The sequence below is a fragment of the Streptomyces hydrogenans genome, from assembly GCF_014656075.1.
Classification (GTDB): Bacteria; Actinomycetota; Actinomycetes; order Streptomycetales; family Streptomycetaceae; genus Streptomyces; species Streptomyces hydrogenans.
Genome location: NZ_BNBS01000007.1, coordinates 109,239 through 135,022, shown reverse-complemented (window position 1 = coordinate 135,022; position 25,784 = coordinate 109,239). Strand labels below are relative to the sequence as shown.

20 protein-coding genes, 1 tRNA gene and 1 pseudogene are annotated in these 25,784 nt (G+C 72.7%); 8 read left to right on the top strand and 14 right to left on the bottom strand.

Annotated features, from left to right (window positions below):
• Nucleotides 1–71 precede the first annotated feature (71 nt).
• Nucleotides 72–147: transfer RNA gene (locus IE321_RS05715), tRNA-Arg, on the top strand.
• 66 nt (nt 148–213) lie between these two features.
• Here IE321_RS05715 and IE321_RS05710 read toward each other — a convergent pair.
• From IE321_RS05710 to IE321_RS05695, 4 genes are all read right to left on the bottom strand, one after another.
• Nucleotides 214–507 carry a hypothetical protein gene (locus tag IE321_RS05710; protein WP_190221990.1) on the bottom strand — a complete coding sequence of 98 codons (294 nt, stop codon included), beginning with the start codon at nt 505–507 and terminating at the stop codon, nt 214–216.
• 35 nt (nt 508–542) lie between these two features.
• On the bottom strand, nt 543–1,337 hold the full coding sequence (lepB, locus tag IE321_RS05705) for a signal peptidase I (protein ID WP_107063340.1): 795 nt from the start codon (nt 1,335–1,337) through the stop codon (nt 543–545).
• An 80-nt stretch (nt 1,338–1,417) separates the two neighbouring features.
• Complete coding sequence (locus IE321_RS05700; RefSeq protein WP_190222004.1) at nt 1,418–3,106, bottom strand: DUF8823 domain-containing protein; 1,689 nt, start codon at nt 3,104–3,106, stop codon at nt 1,418–1,420.
• 679 nt (nt 3,107–3,785) lie between these two features.
• Complete coding sequence (locus IE321_RS05695) at nt 3,786–6,209, bottom strand: D-alanyl-D-alanine carboxypeptidase (RefSeq protein ID WP_372470252.1); 2,424 nt, start codon at nt 6,207–6,209, stop codon at nt 3,786–3,788.
• Between the two features lie 273 nt (nt 6,210–6,482).
• Here IE321_RS05695 and IE321_RS05690 point away from each other — a divergent pair, with 273 nt between their 5' ends.
• From IE321_RS05690 to IE321_RS05680, 3 genes are all read left to right on the top strand, one after another.
• Nucleotides 6,483–7,181 (top strand): GOLPH3/VPS74 family protein, encoded by a 699-nt coding sequence (locus IE321_RS05690; protein WP_190221989.1) that lies wholly within the window; start codon nt 6,483–6,485, stop codon nt 7,179–7,181.
• A 317-nt stretch (nt 7,182–7,498) separates the two neighbouring features.
• Complete coding sequence (locus IE321_RS05685; protein WP_043228709.1) at nt 7,499–8,359, top strand: helix-turn-helix domain-containing protein; 861 nt, start codon at nt 7,499–7,501, stop codon at nt 8,357–8,359.
• 305 nt (nt 8,360–8,664) lie between these two features.
• A complete protein-coding gene (locus tag IE321_RS05680) occupies nt 8,665–8,865 on the top strand; it encodes a DUF397 domain-containing protein (protein ID WP_043228711.1) in 201 nt (66 codons plus the stop codon).
• Nucleotides 8,866–8,995: 130 nt separating this feature from the next.
• Here the strand turns inward: IE321_RS05680 and IE321_RS05675 are convergent, their stop codons facing one another.
• Entirely contained in the window at nt 8,996–9,832 is an 837-nt protein-coding gene (locus IE321_RS05675; RefSeq protein ID WP_043228713.1) for a hypothetical protein, read from the bottom strand.
• 82 nt (nt 9,833–9,914) lie between these two features.
• On the opposite strand from IE321_RS05675, the gene IE321_RS05670 reads away from it, so the two are divergent.
• The gene (locus IE321_RS05670; protein WP_190221988.1) at nt 9,915–10,700 is read left to right on the top strand and encodes an SDR family oxidoreductase; all 786 of its coding nucleotides are present in this window, start codon (nt 9,915–9,917) and stop codon (nt 10,698–10,700) included.
• Between the two features lie 15 nt (nt 10,701–10,715).
• On the opposite strand, the gene IE321_RS05665 is transcribed toward IE321_RS05670, so the two are convergent.
• The gene (locus tag IE321_RS05665) at nt 10,716–11,810 is read right to left on the bottom strand and encodes an ADP-ribosylglycohydrolase family protein (RefSeq protein ID WP_190221987.1); all 1,095 of its coding nucleotides are present in this window, start codon (nt 11,808–11,810) and stop codon (nt 10,716–10,718) included.
• Nucleotides 11,811–11,979: 169 nt separating this feature from the next.
• Between IE321_RS05665 and IE321_RS05660 the strand changes: the two genes are divergently transcribed.
• The gene (locus tag IE321_RS05660; RefSeq protein ID WP_190221986.1) at nt 11,980–13,035 is read left to right on the top strand and encodes a tyrosine-protein phosphatase; all 1,056 of its coding nucleotides are present in this window, start codon (nt 11,980–11,982) and stop codon (nt 13,033–13,035) included.
• A gap of 6 nt (nt 13,036–13,041) precedes the next feature.
• Here IE321_RS05660 and IE321_RS05655 read toward each other — a convergent pair whose 3' ends face one another.
• Nucleotides 13,042–15,684 carry a bifunctional FO biosynthesis protein CofGH gene (locus tag IE321_RS05655; protein ID WP_190221985.1) on the bottom strand — a complete coding sequence of 881 codons (2,643 nt, stop codon included), beginning with the start codon at nt 15,682–15,684 and terminating at the stop codon, nt 13,042–13,044.
• Nucleotides 15,685–15,748: 64 nt separating this feature from the next.
• Nucleotides 15,749–16,582, bottom strand: coding sequence for an LLM class F420-dependent oxidoreductase (locus tag IE321_RS05650; RefSeq protein ID WP_043228722.1), 834 nt, complete (start codon nt 16,580–16,582; stop codon nt 15,749–15,751).
• A gap of 101 nt (nt 16,583–16,683) precedes the next feature.
• Here IE321_RS05650 and IE321_RS05645 point away from each other — a divergent pair, with 101 nt between their 5' ends.
• Nucleotides 16,684–17,505 (top strand): GNAT family N-acetyltransferase, encoded by an 822-nt coding sequence (locus IE321_RS05645; protein WP_308076691.1) that lies wholly within the window; start codon nt 16,684–16,686, stop codon nt 17,503–17,505.
• 162 nt (nt 17,506–17,667) lie between these two features.
• Here IE321_RS05645 and IE321_RS05640 read toward each other — a convergent pair.
• Nucleotides 17,668–18,123: pseudogene (locus tag IE321_RS05640) on the bottom strand (GNAT family N-acetyltransferase); the annotation flags it as partial.
• A gap of 58 nt (nt 18,124–18,181) precedes the next feature.
• Between IE321_RS05640 and IE321_RS05635 the strand changes: the two are divergent.
• Complete coding sequence (locus IE321_RS05635; RefSeq protein ID WP_043228727.1) at nt 18,182–18,397, top strand: hypothetical protein; 216 nt, start codon at nt 18,182–18,184, stop codon at nt 18,395–18,397.
• 95 nt (nt 18,398–18,492) lie between these two features.
• Here the strand turns inward: IE321_RS05635 and IE321_RS05630 are convergent, their stop codons facing one another.
• The 5 genes from IE321_RS05630 to IE321_RS05610 form a co-directional block, all read right to left on the bottom strand.
• Nucleotides 18,493–20,058: an APC family permease gene (locus tag IE321_RS05630; protein ID WP_190221982.1), complete on the bottom strand. Its 1,566-nt coding sequence runs from the start codon at nt 20,056–20,058 to the stop codon at nt 18,493–18,495.
• A 384-nt stretch (nt 20,059–20,442) separates the two neighbouring features.
• Nucleotides 20,443–21,900: an aldehyde dehydrogenase family protein gene (locus IE321_RS05625; RefSeq protein WP_190221981.1), complete on the bottom strand. Its 1,458-nt coding sequence runs from the start codon at nt 21,898–21,900 to the stop codon at nt 20,443–20,445.
• A complete protein-coding gene (locus IE321_RS05620; protein WP_190221980.1) occupies nt 21,897–23,636 on the bottom strand; it encodes an N-acyl-D-amino-acid deacylase family protein in 1,740 nt (579 codons plus the stop codon). The genes IE321_RS05625 and IE321_RS05620 overlap by 4 nt, the downstream gene beginning before the upstream one ends.
• 169 nt (nt 23,637–23,805) lie before the next feature.
• The gene (locus IE321_RS05615) at nt 23,806–24,930 is read right to left on the bottom strand and encodes an LLM class flavin-dependent oxidoreductase (RefSeq protein ID WP_043228731.1); all 1,125 of its coding nucleotides are present in this window, start codon (nt 24,928–24,930) and stop codon (nt 23,806–23,808) included.
• A 90-nt stretch (nt 24,931–25,020) separates the two neighbouring features.
• Complete coding sequence (locus IE321_RS05610) at nt 25,021–25,782, bottom strand: SDR family NAD(P)-dependent oxidoreductase (protein ID WP_043228732.1); 762 nt, start codon at nt 25,780–25,782, stop codon at nt 25,021–25,023.
• Between the last annotated feature and the right edge of the window lie 2 nt (nt 25,783–25,784).

The window sequence follows — 25,784 nt, the reverse complement described above, 5'->3', positions numbered from 1 at the left end:
AGCTACGCACCCCCGACCCCCACCCACAACCCCACCCCCCAACCCCCCATCCGCTAGGCTGTCCAAGCCCCGCCTCCGTAGCTCAGGGGATAGAGCACCGCTCTCCTAAAGCGGGTGTCGCAGGTTCGAATCCTGCCGGGGGCACCAGATCAGAAGGACCCCGTCTCCGGATTGCCGGAGACGGGGTCCTTCTGGGTTTCGGGGTGGGGCGGCTCAGCGGGTGACGTAGTGGTGGGCCGGGATGATCGTGGGCTTCAGGTCGGTGTGGCCGAGGGCGGCCAGGACCGGGGCGAAGGTCCGGGCGTGGTGGGCGAGGGCCTCCTCGCTCTCCCAGATCTCGGTGACGCGGAAGCCGCCGTCGACCGGGCCGGCCGCGTGGGAGAGGAGGCCGGGGTTGGGGAGGTCCGCGAAGCGGGTGAAGCCCTGGCCCTGGGTGACGCGGTCGATGACCGTGTCGTAGAGGTCCTGGCCCGCGCCGGGGAGGTCGAAGGTGACGATGATGGCCATGGGGTTGTCCTTCTGTGCGGGGGGCGCGGTCGCCGTCAGTTCCGGGAGTCGAAGGCGTCCGGGACCGGGAGGGTGGACCAGTGGGGGACGGGCCAGGCCACGACGACCGCCCGGCCGACGACGTCGGTGAGGGGGAGCATGCCGCCCTGGCCGTCGTCCTGGTGGTAGCGGGAGTCCTGGGACGCCTGGCGGTGGTCGCCCATGACCCAGAGGTGGCCGGCGGGGACGGTGACCTTGAACTGGCCGCCCGCGTCGTTGCTGCAGGGGGTGTTGCCCGCGTAGACGTACGGCTCGTCCAGGGGGGTGCCGTTGAGCTTCAGCGGGCCGGTGCCCCGGCACTCGATCGTGTCGCCCGCCACGCCGATCACGCGCTTGATCAGGTGCTGTTCGCCGGCCGCCGGCATCAGGCCCACGAAGCCGAGGGCCTTCTGGACGGTGGTGGGGGGCTTCATCTCGTGGCCGGCGAGCCAGTCGGCGGGGTCGCGGAAGACGACCACCTCGCCGCGGTCGGGTTCCGAGCCGAACCAGGGGGTGAGCTTGTCGACCAGGACGCGGTCGTCCTCCTGGAGGGTGTTCTGCATGGACCCCGAGGGGATCAGGAACGCCTGGAGCAGGAAGGTCTTGATCAGGAAGGCGAGGCCCAGGGCGACGACGGCCAGGAGGGGGTACTCCGCCCAGGGGGAGAGCCGGCGGCGGCGCCTGGGGGGCGGGGCCGGGGTCTCCCGCTCTTCCGGGGCCGGCCTCGTCTCCGTCGCCACGTCCCCCGCGTCCGCCGCGTCTCCCGCGTCCGTCACGTCCGCCCGCCCCGATTCAGTTGGTTCCTGCCGCATGGGACGACCCTAGGGCCCGTACCCGGGGGTGAGCAGCCCCCTGCCGCGTTCACCCTCCTTATGGGTGACCGCGCCGGGGGTCAGCGCAGTTCCTCCGGGCAGGCCGTGCCGCGCGGGAAGAGCTTGTAGGGGGCGGCCAGACGGTACGTACCGGCCTTGGGGGCGACCAGTTCCGTCCACTCGTCGCCCTCCTCGTCCGGCTCCGCCTTCACCAGGCAGCCGTTCTCGTTGGCGAAGACCTTCGGGATCTCGGTCTCGGACTCCTCCCGGGCCAGCTTGGACTCCTCCGTCTCCTGCGGGGGCTCCAGCTTGCCGCCGTTCTCGTCCATCAGGGCGAGCCAGGGCGAGTAGGGGACGCGGATCTTGATCCGGGCCGGGCGGTCGAGGTGGAGGACGACCTCGTTCTCGGCGGCACGCTCGACCTGGGCGGGGGCGTCGGCGAGGGGGGTGGCGCCGGCGACCTCGTACAGCCGCCAGTTCGCGTCGGACCACACCTGGTTCAGGTACGGCAGGCCCTTGTCGACCAGCTCCGCCTCGCGCTCCGCGCCCGAGTCGGGGGCGCCGGTCGGCAGGACGACGTACCGGACGGCCCAGCGGTGGAGCCACTCGCGGTAGTTCACGGCGTTGAGGGTGTCGTCGTAGAAGAGCGGGTTGCGCTCCATGTCGGCCTGGCGGTTCCAGCCGCGCGCCAGGTTGATGTACGGGCTGAGCGCCGAGGACTCGCGGTGGCTGGAGGCCGGGACGACCTCGACGCGGGCCTTACGGGCGTCCCGCACCTGGAGCTGGTTGATCAGCGGCGCCACCTCGAAGGCCCAGGAGGCGTCCGGGCGGGTGCGGATCACGTCGTCGACGCCCTTGAAGCCGATCCAGAAGTTCAGGCCGAGGAAGGCGACGACCAGCGCGTACCAGCGGACCGAGCGCGGGCGCGTGTACGGCAGGGCCGCCAGCAGCGCCACGCCCGCGAAGAGCATCGGCAGCCGCGAGATGTTCGACCCGATCTGGGAGTCGATCAGCCAGGTCAGGAAGGTGCCGAAGGTGTAGCAGGCGGCGGCCGTGCGGACCGTGCGCCAGTCCCTCGGGACGAGGACCAGGACGAGGATCCCGAAGAGCAGCGGCAGCGACGTCGACGCGAAGGACATCGGCTGCGTGCCGGAGAAGGGGAACAGCCAGGAGGAGAGCGCGACGACGGCGACCGGGGCGAGGCCGATGGCGTACGCGCCCGGCCTCCGCTTGTTGAGGAAGAGCGCCGCCGCCACCACGCCGAGGAACAGGCCCGCGACCGGGCTGCACGCCGTCGCGAGCCCGGCGAGCGGCGCCGCCACGGCGGCCTTCGCCCAGCGCCTGCGGCGCCAGCGGTGCGGCCAGCAGAAGACGGCGGCGACCGCGCCGACCGCGAACATCATGCCGAGCCCGAAGGTCACCCGGCCCGACAGCGCGTTGCAGAGGAAGGCGAAGACGCCCGCGAGGGAGCACGCCATGGGGTTCCGGACCGCCGGGACCCGCACCAGGATCAGCGCGGTCAGGGCGGCGGAGAGCGTGCCCGCGATCATCATCGTCGAGCGGACGCCGAGCACCGACATCACGTACGGCGAGACCACGCTGTACGAGACCGGGTGCATGCCGCCGTACCAGGCGAGGTTGTAAGCGGAGTCGGGGTGCCGTCCGACGAACTCGGCCCAGGCGTCCTGCGCCGCGAGGTCCCCACCGCTGTTCGCGAAGTAGAAGAACCAGAGGACGTGCAGGAGCGCCGCGACGCCCGTCGCCACCATCACGGGGTAGCGGCGCTTGCGGCGCCGCGGCGGAGGCGGGGACGGGTCCTGCGGCTGGGGCGAGGTCCGCTCGGGGGCGGTGCGCTGGTTCGGGAGCACTATTCGCGAAGGTGAACCGGGGGTGGTGGGAGCGGGGACGGTGGGGGCGTAGGCCGTGGTGGCGGAGGTCGGTGGCGCCTCCTGGATGCCATCCTGCGCGACGTCCGGCCCGGCGTCCTGCGGGGAGCGCGTGACGGTGGACCGGCCGGCGTCCGGTGCGCCGTTCCGGACGGCGTCCCGGTCCTGGTCGGCGGCCTGCTCGGGGAGGGGGGCGGCGGCCGTTCTGCGGCCCGCGCGTGTCGGCTCGGCGGTGGTCACTGCGGCCCTTTCCCGTGCTGCTTCCGTACTGCTTCCGTGCGGCTGTCGTGCGGCTCTCGTGCGACTTCCGACCACGTGTCCCCCGCGGCTTCCGGCCGCGTGTCCTCGCGGCTTTCCCTGCGGTTTCCGGCCGCGTTCCCGTGCGGCTTTCCTGCCGCTTTCCTGCCGCTTCCCTGCGGCTTCCCTACGGCGTCTCTCGGCTTGCCCGTGGCTTCCGGACGCGTTCCCGCGCGGCTTCGCGGGGCTCGTCCGGACCCGAAGACGCTAACAGCAGGGCGCCCCGGTCGTCCGGGGCGCCCTGCTGTTTCGAACACCCGGCCGGTCAGCTCACGCGGGTCAGCTTCTTGTCGAAGCCGGGTTCCAGCAGGTCGGCCTGGAGCGCCACCGGGGCGCTGACCTTCCCCGCGCCCTCGCCGATCGAGACCGTGCCGACGACGTCCCCGGCCTTGCCGGTGTGCGGGACGGCCTTGCCGCCGTCGGTCAGCGCCAGCTTGACCTTCAGGCCCGGCCAGCCGATCGCCTTGATCTCCTTCGTCGCCACGACCGGCGTCCGCCCGCCGAGACCGTCGTCGACGTAGCCGACGACCTGGCCCTTCTTCACGACGGCCGCGGACGTGACGCCGTCCTGCGCCTTCTTGATCAGCTCGTAGCTGTAGTCCAGCGACAGTTCCAGCTTCTTGTTCAGGGTCTCGGCGTTCTGCGCGCCCATCACGATGCCCAGGACGCGACGGGGCTTGTCGTCGACGATCGTGTTCGCCGACCAGAGCAGATTGCCGCCCGCCGGGGTGGAGGAGCCGGTCTTGATGCCGCTCACGCCCGACTTGAGCAGGAGCCGGCTGTTGTTGTTCTCGATGTAGCCGACGCCCTCGATGGTCGCGTTCGGCATGTCCACGATCTCGCGGAAGACGTCGTACTGCATGACGGCCTTCGCCAGCTTCAGCTGGTCCTGCGGGGTGGAGACGGTCGAGTCGAGCAGACCGGACGGGTCGGTGTACCGGGACTGGGTCATGCCCAGGTCCTTCGCGGCCGCGTTCATCTTGTCGACGAACGCCTGCTCCGAACCGGCGTCCCAGCGCGCGAGCAGCCGGGCCACGTTGTTGGCCGACGGGATCATGAGGAGCTGGAGGAGCTCCTTCTCCGTGTAGGTCTGGCCCTCCTTCACGGGCGCCGTCGACTCGTGCACCGCCTTCGCCTGGTCGGCGGCCTTCTTGTCGATCTTGATCTCGGGGCCCTGCTTCTTCCCCTTGATCGGGTGGTCCCGGAGGATCACGTACGCGGTCATCGTCTTCGTCACGGACGCGATCGGGGCCGGCTTCTGCGGACCGTACGTCCCCATGGAACCGACGCCCTCGACCTCCACCGCGCCCTGGCCCTCGCCGGGCCACGGCATCTTGAGCGCGCCGCCCTCGAAGGTGTACGTCGGGGAGGTGGAGAGCGTCAGGACGGGCGCCGGCAGCGGCCGGACCATCTGCACGATCGCAAAGACGATCAGGAGGAGCAGGACCAGCGGGGTCCAGATCCGGACCCGGCGGATGGTCGTGCGCCAGGCGTTCGGCGGCGGGGGCGGGGTGTTCGTCAGTTCGGCGAGCAGGTCGAGCGGGGGCAGCGGCGGGAGCGGCTGCTGCCGCGTCCGCTCGGGCTCCCCCAGCGCGGGCGCGACCGCGGCAGCGGGGGCGTCCGCCTTCGCCGGGGCCGACGGCTTCGGCGCCTGGGGGGCCTTCGCCGTCCCGGGGGCCTGCGGAGCCTTCGGGGCGGCCGGGGCGACGGGGGCGGCCGGAGCGGCCTGAGCGGCCGGCTCGTCAGCGGCCTTCGCCGCCTTCTGGTCGGCCGGGATGTCCGGACGCAGCGGTACGAAGGTGCTCGTCCGCTCGCTGTCGGAGTCGGGTCCCACGACGTCACGGGGCAGCTTGAGCGCGGTCGTCGGCTGGTCCACGGCGGGCGCGGCCGGCGGACGGACCGCCCGGAACATGGTGGTCGGCTGGTCGACCGGGCCCCGGGCGGAGGGCTTGGCGGCGGGCTCGGCGTCGGCGTCGGCCGTCGGGGCGGGCTTCGCGCCGCCCGCAGGCGCGTCGGTCTTCGCGGCCTCGGTCTTCGCGGCCTCGGTCTTCGGAGCCTCGGTCTTCGGAGCCTCGGTCTTCGGAGCCTCGGTCTTCGGAGCCTCGGGGGTCGCCGTCCCGCCCTTCGGCGCGGACTGCTCCCCGGTCTTCTTCGCGGCGAACCACGAGGGCTCAGGCGCCTTGGGCGCCCCGGCGGCCGCCTCAGGGGCCCTCTCGGGCTCCTCGGCGCCCTCGGCGGCGTCCTCGCCCGCTCCGGCGGCCGCAGCGGGCTCCTCGGACGCCTCGGCGGCACCCGGCTTCCCGTCGCCGCCCTCGGCGGCCTCGGCCCGACGGTCGCCCACGGCCTCGTCCTCGCCCGAGCCCTTGCCCGGGTTCTCGCCCGAGCCCGCCTCCGAGTCCTCGGCCGAGTCCGCGGCGGAGTCCGCGCCCCGGCCCCGCTCCCCGGCCCCGGCCCCGGCCCCGTCCGCGTCCGCGTCCGCTTCGGTGTCGCCGTCCGGCTTGGCCGTCGCGACCCACGCCGCGACGGCCTGCTTGAGGCGGTCGGCGCCGGGCTCGGGGGTGCCGGAAGCGTCCGGGGTCTCCGGAATCGATTCCTCAGCCGTCGTGGCCGTGTCGGCCGGTGCCTTCTCCGCGTCGTCCTCCGGAGTGCGCGGCGCCAGGGTCTTGAAGACCGCCGTCGGCTGGTCCACCTGAGCCGGCGCAACCGTCGACGACGTTCCCGTCGTCCTGCCCTCCGACGACCCCTGCTGCTCCGCCCTGTCGGGGGACTCGCCCGCCACCGTGCCTCCTCCATGCGTCATGCGTACGTCCGAACCGTCTACCAGTGTCCTGTGTGAACCCCTTGGCTCCCGTGCTAGACGAGAACGACATACCTACTGGTTCCCGGACTAACCACCCAGGCACTCTCGACAGATGAATGTGAGAGGGGTCACCCTGTCATTCATCCACGCGGGGAGGCATGGATGGGCAGGAGCCGCAGAAGTATTCCGGAAGAGCTTCTACTGCTCGCTCTGGACCCGACCACGGGTACCACAGCGCAGCCGCAGTCGCTCGATCTGGGCCTGGCCGGAGCACAGCTAGTAGAGCTGGCCCTGGCAGGACGGATAGCCCCTGACGGGGATCGTATCGCCGTGGTGATGCCACGGCCGACCGGAGATCCGACTCTGGACTCCGCACTGGAATTGCTGCGCAGGCGCGGCAGTCCGGTCCGGGCCGTCCATTGGATCGGCGGGCCCCGACTGGGGCTCCGCCAGACGTATCTCTCGCATCTGGAGCGATGCGGCATGGTGCATGCCGTGGAGGGCCAGATGTGCGGGGTGCTGCCGACGACTCGCTACCAGGCGACGGACACGGCGATCAGCCGGGAGATCAGAACCCGGCTGGACAGTGCGATCCGCACCGGCGTACCGCCGGACCCGCGGACCGCGGCGCTCGCCGCGCTGGCCCACGCGGTCGGTCTCGGCAAGCACCTGTACCCCGGCAACGAAGGACGGTCGTCGCGGTCCCGGCTGCGCGACCTGATCCGGCACGACCCCATGGGCGGTCTCGTGGCGCACGCCGTGATGGACGTCCAGAACGGCGCGGCCGCTCAGCCGCGCCGGGGCGGCCCGGGCGTACCCGCCCAGCCGCGCGGCAGCATGGCCCGCGCCGCCGCCCACTGAGGCCGGCGCACCACGCACGGCCACGCACCGCCGCACCACGTACGACCACGCACCGCCGCACCACGAACACCCGCACCACGCACGGCCACGCACCGCGCACCAGCGCACCGCCGCCGCGCACTCGCACCGCCGCACCACATACCCCTTCCGGGAGCCGCACAGGGTGTGCGGGGCGCCTCCGGGCGTCCCGCACATCCGCGTCCCCCGCACCGCGTTGTCGGGTTTTCCCAGCGCACGCGGCACCTTTGGTGGCAGTCTGCCAAGCAGTAGATACTCACAGCTACGCATCGCAGACAGCAGCAGGAGGTGCAGTTTCCGTGGCGTCCAGTGTCAACCCCACCGTCAGGCGACGCCGATTGGGCCAGGAGCTGCGCAAGCTCCGCGAGGGCAAGGGCATGACGGCCGAACAGGTCGCCGAGCGCCTCCTCGTCTCCCAGTCCAAGATCAGCCGTCTCGAGAACGGCCGCCGCTCCATCAGCCAGCGCGACGTGCGCGACCTGTGCGGGGTGTACGAGGTCGACGACGAGGCCATGGTCAACTCCCTCATGCAGATGGCCAAGGACTCGCGCCAGCAGGGCTGGTGGCACGCCTTCGGCGACATCCCGTACAGCGTCTACATCGGCCTGGAGACGGACGCGCAGAGCCTGCGCGTCTACGAGCCGCAGATCATCCCCGGCCTGTTGCAGACCCGCGCGTACGCCACCGCCGTCATCTCCGGCGCGCTGCCCGAGTCGACGCCGGCGGACATCGAGAAGCGGGCCACGGTCCGCACCCGCCGCCAGGACCGGATCCGCGACGACGAGCGTCCGCTGCGGCTGTGGGCGGTCATCGACGAGGCGGCGCTGCACCGGGTCGTGGGCAACCGGCAGGTGATGGTCGAGCAGCTGGAGCACCTCGTCGAGCAGTCGCACCTGCCGCACGTGACCGTGCAGGTGCTGCCCTTCGACACGGGCGCGCACCCGGGCATCAGCGGCCAGTACTCGATCCTGGAGTTCCCGGACGCCTCCGACTCCAGCGTCGTCTACATCGAGGGCGTGACGAGCGACCTGTACCTGGAGAAGGGGCCGGACGTGTCGAAGTACAGCTACATGTACGAGCACCTGCGGGCGCAGGCGCTGGGCGTGGAGCAGACGCGGGACTTCGTGGAGGGCATCGCGAAGAAGTACGCGCAGGGCTGACAGTCCCGGCAGTCGGGGCGCTTCCGGCACTCGGGGGCGCTTCCGGCACTCGGGGGCGGTCCCGGCACTCGGGGCGGTTCCGGCAGGTCAGGCAGGTGGAGACGGGTCGGACAGGTCTGAACCACAGGGGGCGAGTACGGTACACCCCCGACTCGGCCCGATGGAAGCTCAGTTGGAATATGCCACCCGGTCGTGTGAACGCCGGTCCCGTCGCTCGGGACCGGCGAGTAGCGTCGATCAGGCCGGTGGAGACAACCCCGGCGATGATCCCGACGCCTACGGGCAGAACCGGAGTTGAGCACATCATGGCCATCTTCCAGGGTGCGACCGACAACTGGACCAAGTCCTCCTACTCCGGCGGCAACGGCGCCTGCGTCGAGGTGAAGTCCCCGGTCGTCGCCGCCATCGCCGTCCGCGACTCCAAGGCCCCCGAGGGTCCGGCCCTCTCTTTCGGGCCGGGATCGTGGAACGCGTTCGTCGGCCAGGTGAGCAACGGGGCCCTCTGAGGTCCGCAGAGCCCCGCACGCCCCGTGTGACGCCGCCCTCTCGACCGGTCCGCCGTCCTGGCCGAGAGGGCTCGCCCATGCCCGGGGCCGCGCGCTCCTCCCGGAGCGGTCGGCCCCGGCGCCGCTCCCCCTACCGGCGCAGCCGGTCCACGTACGTGTCCGTGCCCGGGACGGTCGGGACGAAGGGCGCCACCAGCTCCACCCGGCCCTCCTCGCCCGCGAGGCCACCGAGGTCCGCGAAGTGCTCGGCCCAGCAGTCGCGCGGGTCCCGCTCCAGGAACCAGAGCAGGGTGAGCCGGGTGTCGACGCCCTCCACCTGCTTCACGTAGGTCATGCGGTCGCCGGGCAGCGGCGTCGGACGGAAGACGGTGACCATCGCCGCCGGCGAGCCCGCCAGACGGCGCGGGAGTTCCCGGGCGGCGAGCCGTTCGAGGAGGGCCTCGCGCTCCTCGGGGCCGGCGCAGTCCACGACCTGGAGGACCAGCCCCGCGTAGGGGTGGTCGAGGGCGTGGAAGTCGCGCGGGCCGGCCGCCCCGTCCCGGTACACCGTCGCCCGGTGGTCCTGGAAGGACGTGAAGACGTGGGTGCGGTCGTGGTAGACGCGGGCGTCGCGGTTGAGCCGCTTGTTGATGGCGACCGTCCACTTCATGTGCTCGTCGTAGCGGCCGTCGGTGATCCAGTACGTGGAGAGGTAGCAGCCGGCGGTGACCGGCTGCGCGACGGCGGACTTCTCGGGCGTCCGGAGCTCCTGGAGGTCGCGGGTGGCGACCCAGCGGCGGCCCGCGAACATCCAGGGCATCGCCATCGCGCCGGCGTAGTAGTGGTCGTCCTCGTACCAGCGGTTGTAGGCGTACTCGTGGCCCGGGTGCGGCTCCACCATGGTGATCAGGGCGTGGCCCGGGCGGATCCCGTACGGCCCCGTGGCGGCCAGCTCCCCGTACCTCTCGGCTCCTTCGGCGGTGCTCATCGCCGTCTCCCTTCCCTGTGCGGCTCGGGGCACCTACTCTGACGGACCGTCAGATCAGTGACCAGAGGCGGGAGACACCCGGATGCTGCTCCAGGGGAAGACGGTCGTCGTGTCGGGCGTCGGGACCGGACTCGGTCACCGGGTCGCCGAGGCGGTGGTGCGCGACGGCGGCAACGCGGTCCTCGGCGCCCGGACCGAGGCCAACCTCGTCAAGACCGCCGCCGCGATCGACCCGGCGGGCGGCAGCACCGCCCACCTCGCCACCGACATCACCGACGAGGCGCAGTGCGCGGCGCTCGCCGCGCTCGCCGTCGACCGCTTCGGCGGGATCGACGCGGTCGTGCACGTCGCCGCGTGGGACTCCTACTTCGGCGGGCTCGCCGACGCGGACTTCGCGACCTGGCAGGGCGTCCTCGACGTCAACCTCTTCGGGACCCTGCGGATGACCCGGGCCTGTCTGCCGGCGCTGCGGGACGCGGGCGGCGGGTCGGTCGTCTTCATCGGCACGCAGTCGGCGGTGGCCGCGCCGACCCAGGTCCAGCAGGCGGCGTACGCGGCGTCCAAGGGGGCGCTGACCTCGGCGATGTACTCGCTGGCGCGCGAGCTGGGACCTGACCGGATCCGGGTCAACACCGTGCTGCCCGGGTGGATGTGGGGGCCGCCGGTCGAGGCGTTCGTCCGCTTCACCGCGCAGGCGGAGGGGGTGGAGGAGGCCGAGGTGCTGGCCCGCCTCACCTCCCGCATGGCCCTGCCGGACCTGGCGGGCGACACGGACGTCGCCGACGCGGTCGCCTTCCTCGCCTCCCCCCGCGCCCGCGCGATCACGGGACAGTCGCTGCTGGTCAACGCGGGCGAGCTGATGCGGTGACGGCCCGCCCCGGCCTCACGACGTCGGGTAGCGGGTGTGCCAGGTCGGGGTGTGCAGGGTGCTGGACTGGGTGAGCTCCATCGCGAAGTCGTCCGAGAGCTCCAGCAGCGTCGCGCGGCCCTCCAGCGCGGCCAGCCAGGCCGGCGGGAGGGCCGTCTCGCCGTGCTGGGCGCCCAGCAGCGCGCCGGTGACCGCCGCCGTGACGGCCGAGGGGCCGTCGTGGTTGACGGCCAGGCGCAGTCCGTGGCGGACGTCCTCGCCGACCAGGGCGCAGTAGACGGCCGCCGCCAGCTGGCCCTCCGCGCGGTCCTCGCCGGCGCCGAGGGCGGTGACGCGGTCCGCGTCGGGGACGCCCTCGCGCACCGCCGCGAGCGCGCGCGTCAGCGCCTCGGTCACCGGCTCGTGGCCGGGGTGGGCGGCCAGCAGGCCCAGGGCCGTACCGGCGGCGGCCTCGACGGAGGCGCCGCGGGCCACGCCGTCGGCGGTGACGGCGCGGGCGCCGTCCGCGAGGGTCGCGGCGGGCGCGCCGTGCGTCTGGGCGGCGCACTCGACGGCCAACTGGCAGACGAGCTGCGGCTCCCAGCCGACGAGCAGACCCAGCGGGGCGGAGCGGGCGAGCGCGCCGGAGTCGTCGGCGTCGGGGTTCTTGGGCTGGTCGAGGGTGCCGAGGCGTTCGTCGCCGAGGCCGGTGAGGCAGGCGCGGGCGGGCCGGCGGCGGGCGTAGAGCCACTCCTGGCGGCCGAGCCAGCCGTTGTCGCGGCGCCGTTCGTCGGGGCCCCAGTCGCGCTGGGTGGCGGCCCAGCGCAGATGGGCGCGGTGGACGTCGCTGGGCGGGTGCCAGACGCCGGTGTCGCGGCGGACGTGGGCGCGGATGAGGCCGTCCAGGGTGAAGAGGCTCATCTGCGTGGCGGCGGTGACGGGCAGGGTGCCGTCGGGAGGCTCGGCGAGGCCCGCCTCGCCGTGCTCCGCGCGGATCTCCTTCAGCGTCCGCTCGTGCACGCCCGCGCCGACCGCGTCGCCGACGGCCGCGCCGAGCAGGCAGCCGCGGACGCGCGAGCGGAAGTCCTGTTGTTCGGTGCGGCCCCACACGGCCGCGGCAGTGGTGGTCACGACGTGCCCTCCCCCGTCCGAGGTCCCGTTCTCTCACCGGTCTCCGCAGCACTCTAATCGACCGGCTGTGTCCGTTCGGGGGTCGGAGACTTATGTGATCGGACGCCCTTCAGGCCGCTTTTGACCACAGTTCACCCGAGGTTCGCCGTTGGCCTGAACCATCCGCCGCATGACCCCCGTGACACGAGTCAAGTACCCCTCCGCCGCGCTCGCCGCAGCCCTCCTCCTCGGCCTGGCCGCCCCCACCGCCTCCGCGCACCCCGGGCACCGCGTCCCCTTCACCGCCGCCACCGTCACCGACCACGCCGACGGCACCTCCACCATCAGCTGGGACGCGCCCGGCACCCACCGCGTGACCGTCCGCTCCGAGGGCCGCACGGTCGCGCGCGGCGGCGCCACCGGCTCGGTCACCGTCCCGACCCGCGCCGGCGCCGACCGCCACTGGTTCGACCTGGTGCCCGACCGCGGTACGCCGCTCCGCCTCGCCGACCGGCTGATCCGGCTCCAGGGCACGGCCAACTTCCGCGACGCGGGCGGCTACCGCACCCGCGACGGACAGTGGGTGCGGATGGGCGAGGTCTACCGCTCCGACGCGCTCGACCGGCTCACCGACGCCGACCTCGCCAAGCTGCGGCGCCTCGGCGTCCGCACCGTCCTCGACCTCCGCATGGAGTCCGAGCGCGCCGCCGCCCCCGACCGCGTCCCGGTGGGCGCCACGCACACCGTCGCCGACGTGCTGGCCGGCAGCGGCACCTTCACCTCGATGCCGAAGTCCCCGGCCGAGGCCGAGGCGATGATGACCGGGGGCAACCGCTTCATGGTGAGCGGGGACACGGCGAGGGCCGCGTACGCCACCGTCCTCGACGAGATCGCCGACGGTGACGGTGACGGGGTCGTCTTCCACTGCACCGCCGGCAAGGACCGCACCGGCTGGGCCGAGGCCGCGCTCCTCACCGCCCTCGGCGTCCCCGAGGAGACGGTCATGGCCGACTACCTCGCCAGCAACACCTACCGCGCCGCCGCCAACGAGGCCGCCCTCTCCCACCTGCCGCCCGACCGGGCCGCCGTCTACAAGCCGCTCCTGGACGTCCGCCCCGGCTACCTCAACGCCTCCTTCGACGAGGTCCGCGAGGAGTTCGGCTCCTTCCGCGCCTACCTCCACGAGGGCGTGGCGGTCGACGCCCACCAGCTCAAGGCCCTCAAGCGCGACCTGCTGGTGGGCTGACCCGGCTCAGCCCTCGATCACCGGAAGCAGTTCCGGCAGGTGGCCGTCCGAGGCGCGGGCGGTCTCCTGGCGTTCCTTCGGGACCTCGCCGTAGAGGGTGGTGCGGGGGCGGGAGGGCCGGCCGGCCGCCTCCGCGATGGCCTCCAGGTCGCGGATCGAGCGGTACGAGCCGTAACTCGACCCGGCCATGCGCGAGATGGTCTCCTCCATCAGCGTGCCGCCCAGGTCGTTGGCGCCGGAGCGGAGCATCTCGGCGGCGCCCTCCGCGCCCAGCTTCACCCAGCTGGTCTGGATGTTGGGGATGTGCGGGTGGAGCAGCAGGCGGGCCATCGCCGTCACCGCGCGGTTGTCGCGGATCGTCGGGCCGGGCCGGGCGATGCCGGCCAGGTAGACCGGCGCGTTGGTGTGGATGAAGGGGAGGGTCACGAACTCCGTGAAGCCGCCGGTCCGCTGCTGGAGGGAGGCGAGCGTGCGGAGGTGGCCCAGCCAGTGGCGGGGCTGGTCGACGTGGCCGTACATCATCGTCGAGCTGGACCGCAGGCCCAGCTCGTGCGCGGTGGTGATGACCTCGATCCAGGTGGCGGCGGGCAGCTTGCCCTTGGTCAGCACCCAGCGGACCTCGTCGTCGAGGATCTCGGCGGCGGTGCCGGGGATCGAGTCGAGCCCGGCCTCCTTCGCCGCGGTCAGCCACTCCCGGATCGACAGGCCCGTGCGGGTCGCGCCGTTGACGACCTCCATCGGGGAGAAGGCGTGCACGTGCATGCCGGGGACGCGTTCCTTCACCGCCCGGGCGATGTCGAAGTACGCGGTGCCGGGCAGGTCCGGGTGGATGCCGCCCTGCATGCAGACCTCGACCGCGCCGACCTCCCACGCCTGCTGGGCCCGGTCGGCGACCTGGTCGAGGGAGAGGGTGTACGCGTCGGCGTCGGTGCGGCGCTGGGCGAAGGCGCAGAAGCGGCAGCCGGTGTAGCAGACGTTGGTGAAGTTGATGTTCCGGGTGACGATGTACGTCACCTCGTCGCCGGAGACCGACTTCCGCACGTCGTCCGCGACTGCGCACAGCGCGTCGAGGGCGGGCCCGTCAGCGTGGAAGAGGGCGAGGGCCTGGGCGTCGGTGAGCCTCGTCGGGTCGTCGGCGGCGACGGCCAGCGCCTCCCGCAGGTCGGCGTCGATCCGCTCGGGGACCGCGTCGGGGACCATGCCGGGCGCGGCGGCCTCCCGGAGCGCCTCCCAGTCGCCGTACACCTCGTCGAAGTCCTCGCGCCGGTCACCGGTCCGGCCCTCGGTGTCGATGGTGGCGTGCAGGTCGGTGCGGCCGGTGGCGGCGAAGGTCTCGTCCGGTTCCTGCCAGGGCAGGCCGCGGACCACCGCGTCCGGGTTCGCGAGGCCGGTCTCCGGGTCGGCCAGGGCACGGACGTGCGGCACGATCCGCGGGTCCAGCCAGGGCTCGCCGCGCCGGACGAACTCCGGGTAGACGCAGAGCCGTTCGCGCAGCTCGAAGCCGGCGGCGGCGGAGCGCTCCGCCAGCTCCTCGATCCGCGGCCAGGGGCGTTCCGGGTTGACGTGGTCGATGGTCAGCGGCGAGACGCCGCCCCAGTCGTCGACGCCGGCCGCGATCAGCCGCTCGTACTCGGCGTCCACCAGGTTCGGCGGCGCCTGGAGGCAGGCGGAGGGGCCCATGATGAGCCGGGCGACGGCCACCGCCGCGACCAGGTCGTCGAGCTCGGCGTCGGGCATCGCGCGCATGGCCGTGTCCGGCTTGGCGCGGAAGTTCTGGATGATCAGTTCCTGGATGCCGTGGTAGGCGCGGGCGGTCCGGCGGAGCGCGAACAGCGACTCCGCCCGCTCCTCGTACGTCTCCCCGATCCCCAGGAGCAGCCCCGAGGTGAAGGGGACGGACGAGCGCCCCGCGTCCTCCAGGACCCTCAGCCGCACGGCCGGTTCCTTGTCGGGCGAGCCGAAGTGCGGGCCGCCGGGCTCGGACCACAGGCGGGTGGCGGTGGTCTCCAGCATCATGCCCATCGACGGGGCGACCGGCTTGAGCCGCTGGAAGTCCGTCCACGACAGGACGCCCGGGTTGAGGTGCGGCAGGAGGCCGGTCTCCTCCAGGATCCGCACCGACATCGCCCGCACGTACGCGAGGGTGTCGTCGTAGCCGTGCGCGTCCAGCCACTCGCGCGCCTCCGGCCAGCGGTCCTCCGGCTTGTCGCCGAGGGTGATGAGGGCTTCCTTGCAGCCGAGCGCGGCCCCCTTGCGCGCGATGTCCAGCACCTCGTCCGGGGACATGAACATGCCGTGGCCCTCGCGCCGCAGCTTCCCCGGCACGGTGACGAAGGTGCAGTAGTGGCACTTGTCCCGGCAGAGCCGGGTGAGGGGTATGAACACGCTCTTCGAGTACGTGATCACGCCCGGCCGCCCGGCGGCTTCGAGCCCGGCGTCCCGGACCCGCCCCGCGACGGCCACCAGCTCCGCCAGGTCCTCGTCGCGCGCCCGCAGCAGCACCGCCGCCTCGCCGACGTCGAGCGCGACGCCGTCCCGGGCGCGCCGCAGCGCCCGGCGCATCGCGTTCCTGGTCGGGGGCGGGGCCGTCGGTCCGCTGTGCCGGTCGGCCCGGGGGTCGGTCTGCTGGTCGGCCTGGTGGTCCGTCATGCACCGAGCATACGAGCGGCCCCCGGACGCGGAGGAGGCATCCCCGGGGCTTGTCACGCGCCCGTCACGGCAGGAACTCCGCGTACGCGTCCAGCACCCGCAGCACCTCGTCCTCGCCGGCCGGCGGCAGCTGGAGGACGGTCTCCTCGCAGCCGAGCTCCGCGTAGTGGGCGAGCTTCCCGGCGCTCGGGAGGACGGCGTACGGCACGACCTGGAGGGCCTTCGGGTCGCGCCCCGCCCGCTCCCACTCGGCCCGCAGCACCGGCAGGGACTCCGACAGGCCGCGCCCGCCGATCGGCATCCAGCCGTCCGTCTGCCCGGCGACGGCCGCGAACAGCTTCGGCCCCGCGGCCCCGCCGAGGAGCACCCGCGGCGCCCCGCCGGCCGGCTTCGGCCACACCTCGGAGGCGCGCGCGGAGTAGCCGTACTCCCCTTCGTACGCCGTCGGCTCCGGCGCCCACAGGGCCCGCATGAGCGCCAGCCGGTCCGCGACCAGCTCCCGCCGCGTGCTCCAGGCGACGCCGTGGTCGGCAGCCTCCTCCTTGTTCCAGCCGTACCCGAGGCCGAGGGTGAACCGGCCGCCGGAGAGGTGGTCGAGCGTCGCGATCTGCTTGGCGAGGGCGATCGGATCGTGCTGCGCGAGCAGCGTGATGCCCGTCCCCAGCGCGATCCGGTCGGTGACGGCGGCGGCCTGCGCGAGCGCGACGAACGGGTCCAGCGTCCGCGCGTACTCGCGCGGGAGTCCGCCGCCCGCCGGGTAGGGCGTGGCCCGCTCGACGGGGATGTGGGTGTGCTCGGGGAGGTAGAGCCCGGCGAAGCCGCGCTCCTCCAGCTCGCGGGCGAGCCGCACGGGCGAGATGGTCTCGTCGGTCAGGAAGATCGTGGTCGAGATCCGCATGAGGGCACGCTAGGGGCTCCGGCCCGGGATTCCGAGGGGTGCGGCACCACGGCGGCGAAATCCGCGTGCCCTCCTCCCCGGCCGCGCCTACGGTGGCGCGCGTGCTGAATCGAATCGAGGCGTACTACGACGCCGTGCCCCGCTCCTCCGCCCGCGCGGAGGACTTCGGACCGCTGACCTTCTTCGTGCGGGAGGGGACCGACGGCTGGCCGTTCTACGCGCGGCCCACGCTCGGCCGCACCGGCGGGGTGTCGGTGGCGGACGTGGAACGGGTACGGGCCCGGCAGCGGGAGCTGGGGCTGCCGGAGGCGTTCGAGTGGGTGGCCGAGACGAGCCCCGGGCTGCGCGCGGCCGTGGCGGCGAGCGGGCTCGTCGTGCACGCGCACCCGCTGATGGTGCTGGACGGCGCCCCGCTCCCCGTGCCGGAACCCGTCGACGCCGTCGTGCGGACCGTCGACGCCGCCGACCCCCGGCTCGCGGACGCCGTCTCCGCGCCGTACGCGGCCTTCGGGGCCACCCCGGGGCCGGACGATGCCCGGCGGGTCGGCGACCGGATCGCGGCCGGACTGGCCGTCCTCGCGGCCGGCTTCGACACGGAGAGCGGCGAGGCGCTGGCGGGCGGCCAGCACCAGCCCGTCGGGGACGTGGCGGAGGTCGTCGGGGTCGGCACCCGCCCCGGCGCCCGCCGGCGCGGCCTGGGACTCGCGGTGACCGCCGCACTGGTCGCGGACGCCCGGGCGCGCGGCGTCGACCTGGTCTTCCTGACGGCCTCGGACGCGTCCGTGGAACGCCTCTACGCCCGCCTCGGCTTCCGCACGATCGCGACCGCCCTCATCGCGGAGGCACCGGAGACGTCGGAGGCGCTGGAGACGTCTGAGGCGACTGAGGCGACTGAGGCGACTGAGCGGTCAGAGGGCGTCTGAGCCGGAGCCGACGGTCGGATCCGGCCGAGGCATCCGAGGCACCGGATCCGGCTATGCCGTCCGCGGTGTCTGGACCGTCCGTGATGTCTGGACCGTCAACGGCGTCCAGGCCGGCCGCAGCGTCTGATCAGTCCGCGGCGTCTGGGCCGTCCGCGGCGACGCCGGCTCCCTGACCATGAACACGTCCACCGCGTCCTCCGCCTCCCGTACGAACCCCTCGCGTTCGTAGAGGCGGCGGGCCGGGCTGCCCCGGAGCACTTCGAGCCGGACGGGGGCGGACCGCTGGTCGGCCCCGGCCAGGAGGTGGCGCAGGACGGCGGTGCCCAGGCCGCGGCCCTGGAGGGCGGGCCGCAGGAGGAAGTGCTCCAGGTGGAGGGCGTCGCCGTCCGGGCGGAGGGTGACGCACCCGGCGAGGGCGTGTTCCGGGGTCTCGATGACGGAGGTGTGCGCGGGCGAGAAGCCGTCCCGCAGCCGCTGCCGCACCCGGTGCTCGTCGTAGCGGCCGAGCCGCTCCAGGTCGGCGCGCATGACCACCGCGCGCAGGTCGGCGATGGCCTCGACGTCCTCGGGCCGGCCCGGCCTCAGCCGCCAGCCCCCGCTTCCGTACCCCTGGTCCATGGCCTGATCGTAGGGAGCCGGTCGTAACCGCCCGCGCGGGGGTCGCGTTGGACCGGCCATGAAGAGGATCCTCACCGCAGCCGCCCTGACCGCCTTCGCCGCCACCGCCGGCCTCGCCTCCGCCGGAAGCGCCGCCGCCGACACCGGTGGCATGAACCTCCCGTCGGTCGTCCCGCTCAGCGGCGTCCTGGCCCCCAAGCCGAAGCCCGCCGCGGCCGCCGACCTCCCCGAGGCCAACAAGGCCGTGGAGGGCCTGCTGCCCGGCCGGCACTGACCTCGCCCCAAATAGGACGAAAGCGGCGATACCCCCCACGGGATCGCCGCTTTCGCGTTTCTGGATGACTCAGCCGTGCGGACGGCCCGGACCGGTCAGTCGGCCACCACCAGGGACGGCGTCTCCTTCGTCAGGACCTCGCCGCGGAAGAAGGCGGGGCTGCGGCGCTGCATGACGAGCATGAGGATCGCGCCGAGGACGAGGAGGCCGACGGCGATGACGAAGACGGAGCCGACGCCGAAGACGGCGGAGCCGGAGCCGTAGGCCGGGTCCCACATGTCGTAGAGGGTCTTGCCGAAGACGGCCGTGAGCATGACGCCGCCGAGGGCCGGCATGAGGCCCTTGAAGGCGAAGTCGCGGACGGAGCGGAAGAGCTCGGCGCGGAAGTACCAGACGCAGGCGAAGGCGGTGATGCCGTAGTAGAAGCAGATCATCAGGCCGAGCGCGTAGATGGTGTCGACCAGGACGTGCTCGCTGACCAGGGTCATCACGGTGTAGAAGGCGCCGGTCGCGATGCCCGCGACGACGGTGGCCCGGCCGGGGGTCTTGAAGACCGGGTGGACCTCGGTGAAGGACTTCGGCAGCGCCTCGTACGTGGACATGGCGAGGACCGTGCGGGCGACCGGGATGAAGGTGGTCTGGAGGCTCGCGGCGGCGGAGGCCAGGACGGCGACGAAGAGCAGGATGCCGAGGACCGGGCCCATGACCGGGCCGGCGAGGGCGGCGAAGACGTTGTCGGAGGTCTCCGGGTTGGCGAGGCCGAGGCCCTCCCCGCCGGAGCCGACGGCCATCTGCGCGGCGATGCCGGTGGCCAGGTAGGAGCCGACCAGGACGACCATCGCGATGAGCGCGGCGCGGCCGGGGGTCTTGTCGCTGCCGACGGTCTCCTCGTTGGACGCCATGCAGGTGTCCCAGCCCCAGTACATGAAGATCGAGAGGGAGAGGCCGGCGGTGAAGGCGGCGAAGGACTGGACGGCGAAGGGGTTCATCCAGGACCAGGAGAAGTCGACCGAGGTCTCGAAGGAGCCCGCCTTGCTCAGGGCCAGGGCGACGAAGACGGCGAGGACGACGAGCTGGAGGATGACGAGGGTGTACTGGACGCCCTTGGTGGCCGTCATGCCGCGGTAGCTGATCGCGGTGGCTGCGGCGATGAGGGCGAGGCAGGTGAGGATGTGGACGGCCTTGTTGTCGTCCAGGGCCGCGATCGACTCACTGCCGGTGATCTCGCCCGCGAGGAGCCAGAAGTACGAGGTGGCGACGCCGGCCAGGTTGGAGAGCACGATGATCGTGGCGATCACCAGGCCCCAGCCGCACATCCAGCCGATCTTGGGGCCGAACGCCTTCACGGTCCAGGTGAAGGAGGTGCCGCAGTCCGGCATGGCCTTGTTGAGCTCCCGGTACGCGAAGGCGACGAGGAGCATCGGGAGGAAGCCCGCGAGGAAGACGGCGGGCATCTGGAGGCCCACCTCGCCGGCCGTGGAGCCGAGGGTGGAGGTCAGGCAGTAGACCGGGGCGACGGTGGATATGCCGATGATCGCGTTGCCGAAGAGGCCGACGGAGTTGCCGCCGAGGCCCTTCTTGCGCACGCCGTGCGTGTCCCCCGGGGCGGTCTCGCCCCTTACCGTGTCTCCGGCCTGGGGCCGTACGTCCACCTGAGTCATGAACTTGACGTTAAATGCTGCGGTTTCCTTATCCGGAGGACTTGACTCCGCTCACTTGATCGATCATCGCCTTGCATTGCGAGGTCAGATCCGGGCACGCGCCAATGATTGAAAGATCGACGAACCCGACGGACCGACCAACTGGTAGGTCGGCCGCCGGGTGTCCGATATGCGGGAACCGCAGCCAGGCCCGAAATGTCCGGTTTCAAATTTTCCCGTGTGACTTTCCGGTGACCTCCGGACGGCTGTCGGACGACCGTCCGACGACTCCTTGATGACCCCCTGATGACCCCCCGACGACCGCCCGACGACCGTCGGACGGCCGTCGGAAGACCACCGCGAGCCCCTTCGGGCGGGGCCGGGCAGGGCCCCGCCCGTGGCCGCTCAGCCCGGCCAGACCACCGCCTGCAGCTCGCTGTAGGCGTGCAGCGCGTACGAGCCCACGTCCCGGCCCACGCCGCTCTTCTTGAAGCCGCCGAAGGGCGCCTCCATGTTCCGGCCGATGGTGTTGATCCCCACCCCGCCGGCCCGCAGCCGCCCCGCGATGCGGAAGGCGCGGGCGACGTCGCCGGACCACACGTAGTCGAGCAGGCCGTAGTCGCTGTCGTTGGCGAGCGCGATCCCCTCCTCCTCGTCGTCGAAGGGGACGACCACGACGACCGGGCCGAAGATCTCCTCGCGCACCACCCGCATCTCGTTGGTGCAGTCGGCGAGCAGCGTCGGCGCCACGTAGAAGCCGCGCGCGAGGTCCGGGCGCTCGCCGCCGGTCACGATCCGCGCCCCCTCCTTGCGGCCCAGTTCCACGTAGGACTCCACCCGGTCGCGGTGGGCCGCCGAGATCACCGGTCCGACGACCGTGCCCTTCTCCGCCGGGTCCCCCACCTTCAGGTGGCCGGTGTAGGCGGCCAGCTTCCCGACCAGCCGGTCGTAGATCCCGCGCTGGGCGAGCACCCGGGTCGGGGCGGTGCAGATCTGGCCGCTGTAGAAGGAGAAGGTGGTGCCGATCCCCATCACGGCCGCGTCCAGGTCGGCGTCGTCGAGGACGAGCGCGGCGCCCTTCCCGCCCAGCTCCATCAGCTGGCGCTTCATGGCGCGGCCGCAGACCTCGCCGATGGCCTGGCCGACGGCGGTGGAGCCGGTGAAGGAGACCATGTCGACGTCCGGGGAGTCGACGGCCGCCTCGCCCACGGCGGGCGCCGAGCCGGTGACCAGGTTGACCACGCCGGGCGGGGCGCCGGCCTCCTCCAGGGCGCGGACCATGGCGAAGACGGACAGCGGGTCCTGCGGGGCGGGCTTCACGAGGACGGTGTTGCCCATGGCGAGCGCGGGCGCGATCTTGCCGGCCGGGTTGGCCCAGGGGTTGTTGTACGAGGTGACGCAGGTGACGACGCCGACCGGGCGGCGTACCGCGACCGCCCCGAAGACGCCGGCCTTCCCCATCGGGCCGGCCTCGTTGATCTGCGGCGGCAGGGCCTCCTCGACCGGTTCCAGGGCGCCGCGCGCGTACCTCCGGAAGCGGGAGGAGCCGACGGCGACCTGCATGCCGCGGGCGGTGGCGGTGGTGGCGCCGGTCTCGGCGCGGGCGAGGAGGGTGTGTGCGTCGGCGTCCCGGGCCATGATCGCGGCGGCCCGGTCGAGGATCGCGGCGCGCTCCTCGGGCCTCGTGCGCGACCAGGTGCCGAACGCCTGGCGGGCGGCGGCGGCGGCCTCGTACACCTGGGCCCGGGACGCCTCGGGCGCGAGGCCGACGACCTCCTCGGTGGCCGGGTTCACCACCTCGTAGTGGCCGCCGTCGGGCTCGGTCCACGCGCCGTCGATGTAGAGCTTCTCGCGGATGGTCATCGGGTGTTCACCGTCCTCGTGTCGCGGCCCGAGCGCAGGACGCGCCCGGGTGTCGCCCCGGTCACCTCGTCGTCGCGGACCGTCTCGACGCCGTTGACGCGGACGGAGACGATGCCGACCGCCCGCGAGTCCAGGCGCGGGCTGTCGCCGGGGAGGTCGTGGACGAGGATCGCCGGGCCCGCGTCGATCCGCTCGGGGTCGAAGAGGACCAGGTCGGCGTGGAAGCCCTCGGCGATCCGGCCGCGCTCGCGGAGCCCGAAGAGCCGGGCCGGATCGTCGCTGAGCATCCGCACGGCCCGCTCCAGCGGCACCAGCTTCCGTCCGCGCAGGCAGTCGCCGAGGAAGCGGGTGGTGTACGGGGCTCCGCACATCCGGTCCAGGTGGGCGCCGGCGTCGGAGCCGCCGAGGAGGACGTCCTCGTGGTCCCAGGTCTCGCGGCGCAGCGCCCAGGAGGCCGGGTCGTTGTCGCTCGGCATCGGCCACAGGACGGTCCGCAGGTCGTCGTTGGCGCAGATCTCGACGAGGCACTGGAAGGGGTCCTGGCCGCGCTCGGCGGCGATGTCCTTCACGACGCGGCCGGTCAGGCCCTCGTTCTCCCGGCTGTAGGTGTCGCCGATGACGTACCGGCCGAAGTGGGCGAGGCGGCGGAAGACGCCGGCCTCCTTGGAGTCGGCGCGGCGCAGCATCTCGGCGCGCACGTCGGGGTCGCGGAGCTTCGCGACGCGCTCGGGGACGGGCAGGGCCAGGATCTCGCCCCAGCCGGGGATGAGGTTGAGGGCGCAGAAGGTGCCGAGGGACATGTTCATGGGGGTGAGGATCGGCATGGTGAGGGCGACGATCCGGCCGCCGGACTTGCGGGCCCGTTCGGAGGCGGTGAGCTGGCGGGGGACGCGTTCGGGGACGGCGGCGTCGATGGTGAGGACGTTCCAGTTCAGGGGCCGTCCGGCGGCGGCCGACATCTCGACGAAGAGGTCGATCTCGGCGTCGGAGAACTGGTCGAGGCAGCCGGCGAGGATCGCCTCGATCTGGGTGCCCTCGTGCTCGCCGACCGCCTTGGAGAGGGCGATCAGCTCGGCGGGGCTCGCGTGCCGGGAGGGGACGGGGGCGCCGTCGCCGTCGGAGTGGGTGGACGACTGGGTGGTGGACAGGCCCCAGGCGCCGGCCTCCATGGCCTCCTTGAGGAGGGCGGTCATCCGCGCGAGCTGGTCGTCGGTGGGCTGCCCGCCGACGGCGTCCTCGCCCATGACGTACCGGCGCAGGGCGCAGTGGCCGACCATGAAGCCGGCGTTGACGGCGATCCGGCCCTCCAGGGCGTCGAGGTACTCGCCGAAGGAGGACCAGCTCCAGTCGACGCCCTCTTCGAGGGCGGTGAGTGCCATGCCCTCGACCTTGGACATCATGCGGCGGGTGTAGTCGGCGTCCTCGGGCCGGTCGGGGTGGAGCGGGGCGAGGGTGAAGCCGCAGTTGCCGCCGGCGACGGTGGTGACGCCGTGGTTCATGGAGGGGGTGGCGTACGGGTCCCAGAAGAGCTGGGCGTCGTAGTGGGTGTGCGGGTCGACGAAGCCGGGGGCGAGGACGAGGCCGGTGGCGTCCTCGGTGGTGCGGGCCTCCTCGGTGACGGTGCCGGGTTCGGCGATCACGGCGATGCGGCCGTCCCGCAGTCCGACGTCGGCGGTGCGGGCGGGGGCGCCGGTGCCGTCCACGACGGTGGCGCCCGTGATGAGGTGGTCGAGCATGACGTCCCTCTCTCCGTTTCCGTACGGGGTGCGCGGGCCGCGCGGGAACGCGGATGCGCCCCGGACCGGGGCCGCCGCGGGGCTCCGGCCGGGGCTGCGCGGGCGGCGGTCCGGGAAGACGCCGCCCACGTGGGGTGCCCCCGGGGCGATGACCTCGGGGGAGGGTCCGCTACTGGCCGGCCGCCTGGCGGAAGCGGGTGGTGCGGTGGACCGGGTCGGTGTCGATCTCGGGGATGACGTGCTCGCCGATGAGCCGGATCGAGTTCATCGTGTCCTCGTAGGAGATGCCGATCGGGAGGCCGAAGGAGAGCTGGTCGGCGCCGGCCCGCTCCCACCGCTTGCACTGGGCGAGGACCTCGGAGGGGTCGCCGCAGATCATGAGTTCCTCGGCTATGAGGAGTTCGATGATCTCGGCCGAGTACTCGGGGAGCAGCTCGGGCCACTCGGGGATGCCCTCGGGGCGGGGGAAGGTGTCGTGGTAGCGGAAGAGCAGTGACTGGAGGTAGTTGAGGCCGCCGCCGACGGCGATCTCGACGGCCTTGTCGTGGGTCTCGGCGCAGATCGCGGTGGAGGTGACCATGACGTTGTCGTTGACGAAGTCGCCGACGGCCTTGGCCTCCTTGATCGCGTTCTTGTAGGACTCGACGACCCATTCCATGTCGGAGACCTTCTGGACGCTGAAGCCGAGGACTCCGAGGCCCATCTTCCCGGCCATGGCGTAGGAGGACGGGGAGCCGGCGGCGTACCACATGGCGGGGTGGGACTTGCCGTACGGCTTGGGGAGGATCTTGCGGGGCGGCAGGGACCAGTGCTTGCCCTGGAAGCCCGCGTACTCCTCCTGGAGCCACATCTTGGGGAACTCGGCGATGGTCTCTTCCCAGATCTCCTTGGTGTGGTTCATGTCCGTGATGCCCGGGAAGAAGCCGAGGATCTCGTGGGAACCGGCACCGCGGCCCGAGCCGAACTCGAAGCGGCCGCCGGAGAGGTGGTCGAGCATGGCGACCTTCTCGGCGACCTTGACCGGGTGGTTGACCTGGGCGAGCGGGTTGAAGATGCCGGAGCCGAGGTGGATGCGCTCGGTGGCGTGGGCGAGGTAGCCCAGGTAGACGTCGTTGGCCGAGAGGTGCGAGTACTCCTCCAGGAAGTGGTGCTCGGAGGCCCAGGCGTACTTGAAGTTGTACTTGTCCGCCTGGATGACGTACTCGGTCTCCTCCATGAGCGCCTTGTGCTCGGCTTCGGGATCGGTCTCGGCGCGCTTGCCGACGTATCCCTGTACGAAGATCCCGAATTCCACGGAAGTCACCGTCCTCGTGAGTTTCTGACGTGTCGTCAGATTCTTGGATGCACTGCGCCGTGTCAATACCTGATGGATCGTCAGATCAGTTCAGAACAGGGAGACGCCGGCCAGCCAGCCGCCGTCGATCACGAACGGCTGCCCCGTCACGTACGAGGAGTCGTCCGAGGTCAGGAAGAGGGCGAGGGCCGCCACCTCCTCCGGGCGGCCGATCCGGCCGAGCGGCACGAGCTTGCGGTAGAGCTCGCCGGTCGCGGCCGGGTCCACCCCCTCCGGGTTGCTCATGGCGGTGTCGATCGCGCCCGGGCAGACGGCGTTCACCCGGATCCCCTTCGGGGCCAGCTCCAGGGCCGCCACCCGGGTCAGCCCGAGCACCGCGTGCTTGGAGGCCGCGTAGGCGCCGACCCCGGCCATGCCGGTCACCCCGGTGTACGAGGCGGTGTTGACGATCGTGCCGCCGCCGGCCGCCGCGATCTCCGGCGCCACCGCCCTGATCCCGAGGAAGCAGCCCGTCTGGTTGACCGAGACGATCGCCTGGAACTCCTCCAGCGGGGTCGCGAGCAGTTCGTTGAAGCGGAGGATGCCGGCGTTGTTCACCAGGCCGTCGATCCGCCCGAACCGCTCCTTCGCCGCCGCCACCGCGGCCGCCCACTCCTCCTCGCGGGTCACGTCCAGGTGGACGTAGGACGCCCGCTCCTCCCCCAGCTCCTTGGCCAGGGCCTCCCCGGGGCCGTCGAGCACGTCCGCGAGGACCACCCGCGCCCCCTCGGCGGCGAAGAGCCGCGCCTCCTGCTCGCCCTGCCCGCGCGCCGCGCCCGTGACGATCACGACCCGCCCGTCCAGCTTGCCCATGC

Coding starts and splice junctions, on each gene's coding strand:
- IE321_RS05710 (WP_190221990.1), bottom strand. CDS start 507: ATGGCCATCATCGTCACCTTCGACCTCCCCGGCGCGGGCCAGGACCTC.
- lepB (WP_107063340.1), bottom strand. CDS start 1,337: ATGCGGCAGGAACCAACTGAATCGGGGCGGGCGGACGTGACGGACGCG.
- IE321_RS05700 (WP_190222004.1), bottom strand. CDS start 3,106: ATGGTGGCGACGGGCGTCGCGGCGCTCCTGCACGTCCTCTGGTTCTTC.
- IE321_RS05690 (WP_190221989.1), top strand. CDS start 6,483: ATGGGCAGGAGCCGCAGAAGTATTCCGGAAGAGCTTCTACTGCTCGCT.
- IE321_RS05680 (WP_043228711.1), top strand. CDS start 8,665: ATGGCCATCTTCCAGGGTGCGACCGACAACTGGACCAAGTCCTCCTAC.
- IE321_RS05675 (WP_043228713.1), bottom strand. CDS start 9,832: ATGAGCACCGCCGAAGGAGCCGAGAGGTACGGGGAGCTGGCCGCCACG.
- IE321_RS05670 (WP_190221988.1), top strand. CDS start 9,915: ATGCTGCTCCAGGGGAAGACGGTCGTCGTGTCGGGCGTCGGGACCGGA.
- IE321_RS05660 (WP_190221986.1), top strand. CDS start 11,980: ATGACCCCCGTGACACGAGTCAAGTACCCCTCCGCCGCGCTCGCCGCA.
- IE321_RS05655 (WP_190221985.1), bottom strand. CDS start 15,684: ATGACGGACCACCAGGCCGACCAGCAGACCGACCCCCGGGCCGACCGG.
- IE321_RS05650 (WP_043228722.1), bottom strand. CDS start 16,582: ATGCGGATCTCGACCACGATCTTCCTGACCGACGAGACCATCTCGCCC.
- IE321_RS05635 (WP_043228727.1), top strand. CDS start 18,182: ATGAAGAGGATCCTCACCGCAGCCGCCCTGACCGCCTTCGCCGCCACC.
- IE321_RS05630 (WP_190221982.1), bottom strand. CDS start 20,058: ATGACTCAGGTGGACGTACGGCCCCAGGCCGGAGACACGGTAAGGGGC.
- IE321_RS05625 (WP_190221981.1), bottom strand. CDS start 21,900: ATGACCATCCGCGAGAAGCTCTACATCGACGGCGCGTGGACCGAGCCC.
- IE321_RS05620 (WP_190221980.1), bottom strand. CDS start 23,636: ATGCTCGACCACCTCATCACGGGCGCCACCGTCGTGGACGGCACCGGC.
- IE321_RS05610 (WP_043228732.1), bottom strand. CDS start 25,782: ATGGGCAAGCTGGACGGGCGGGTCGTGATCGTCACGGGCGCGGCGCGC.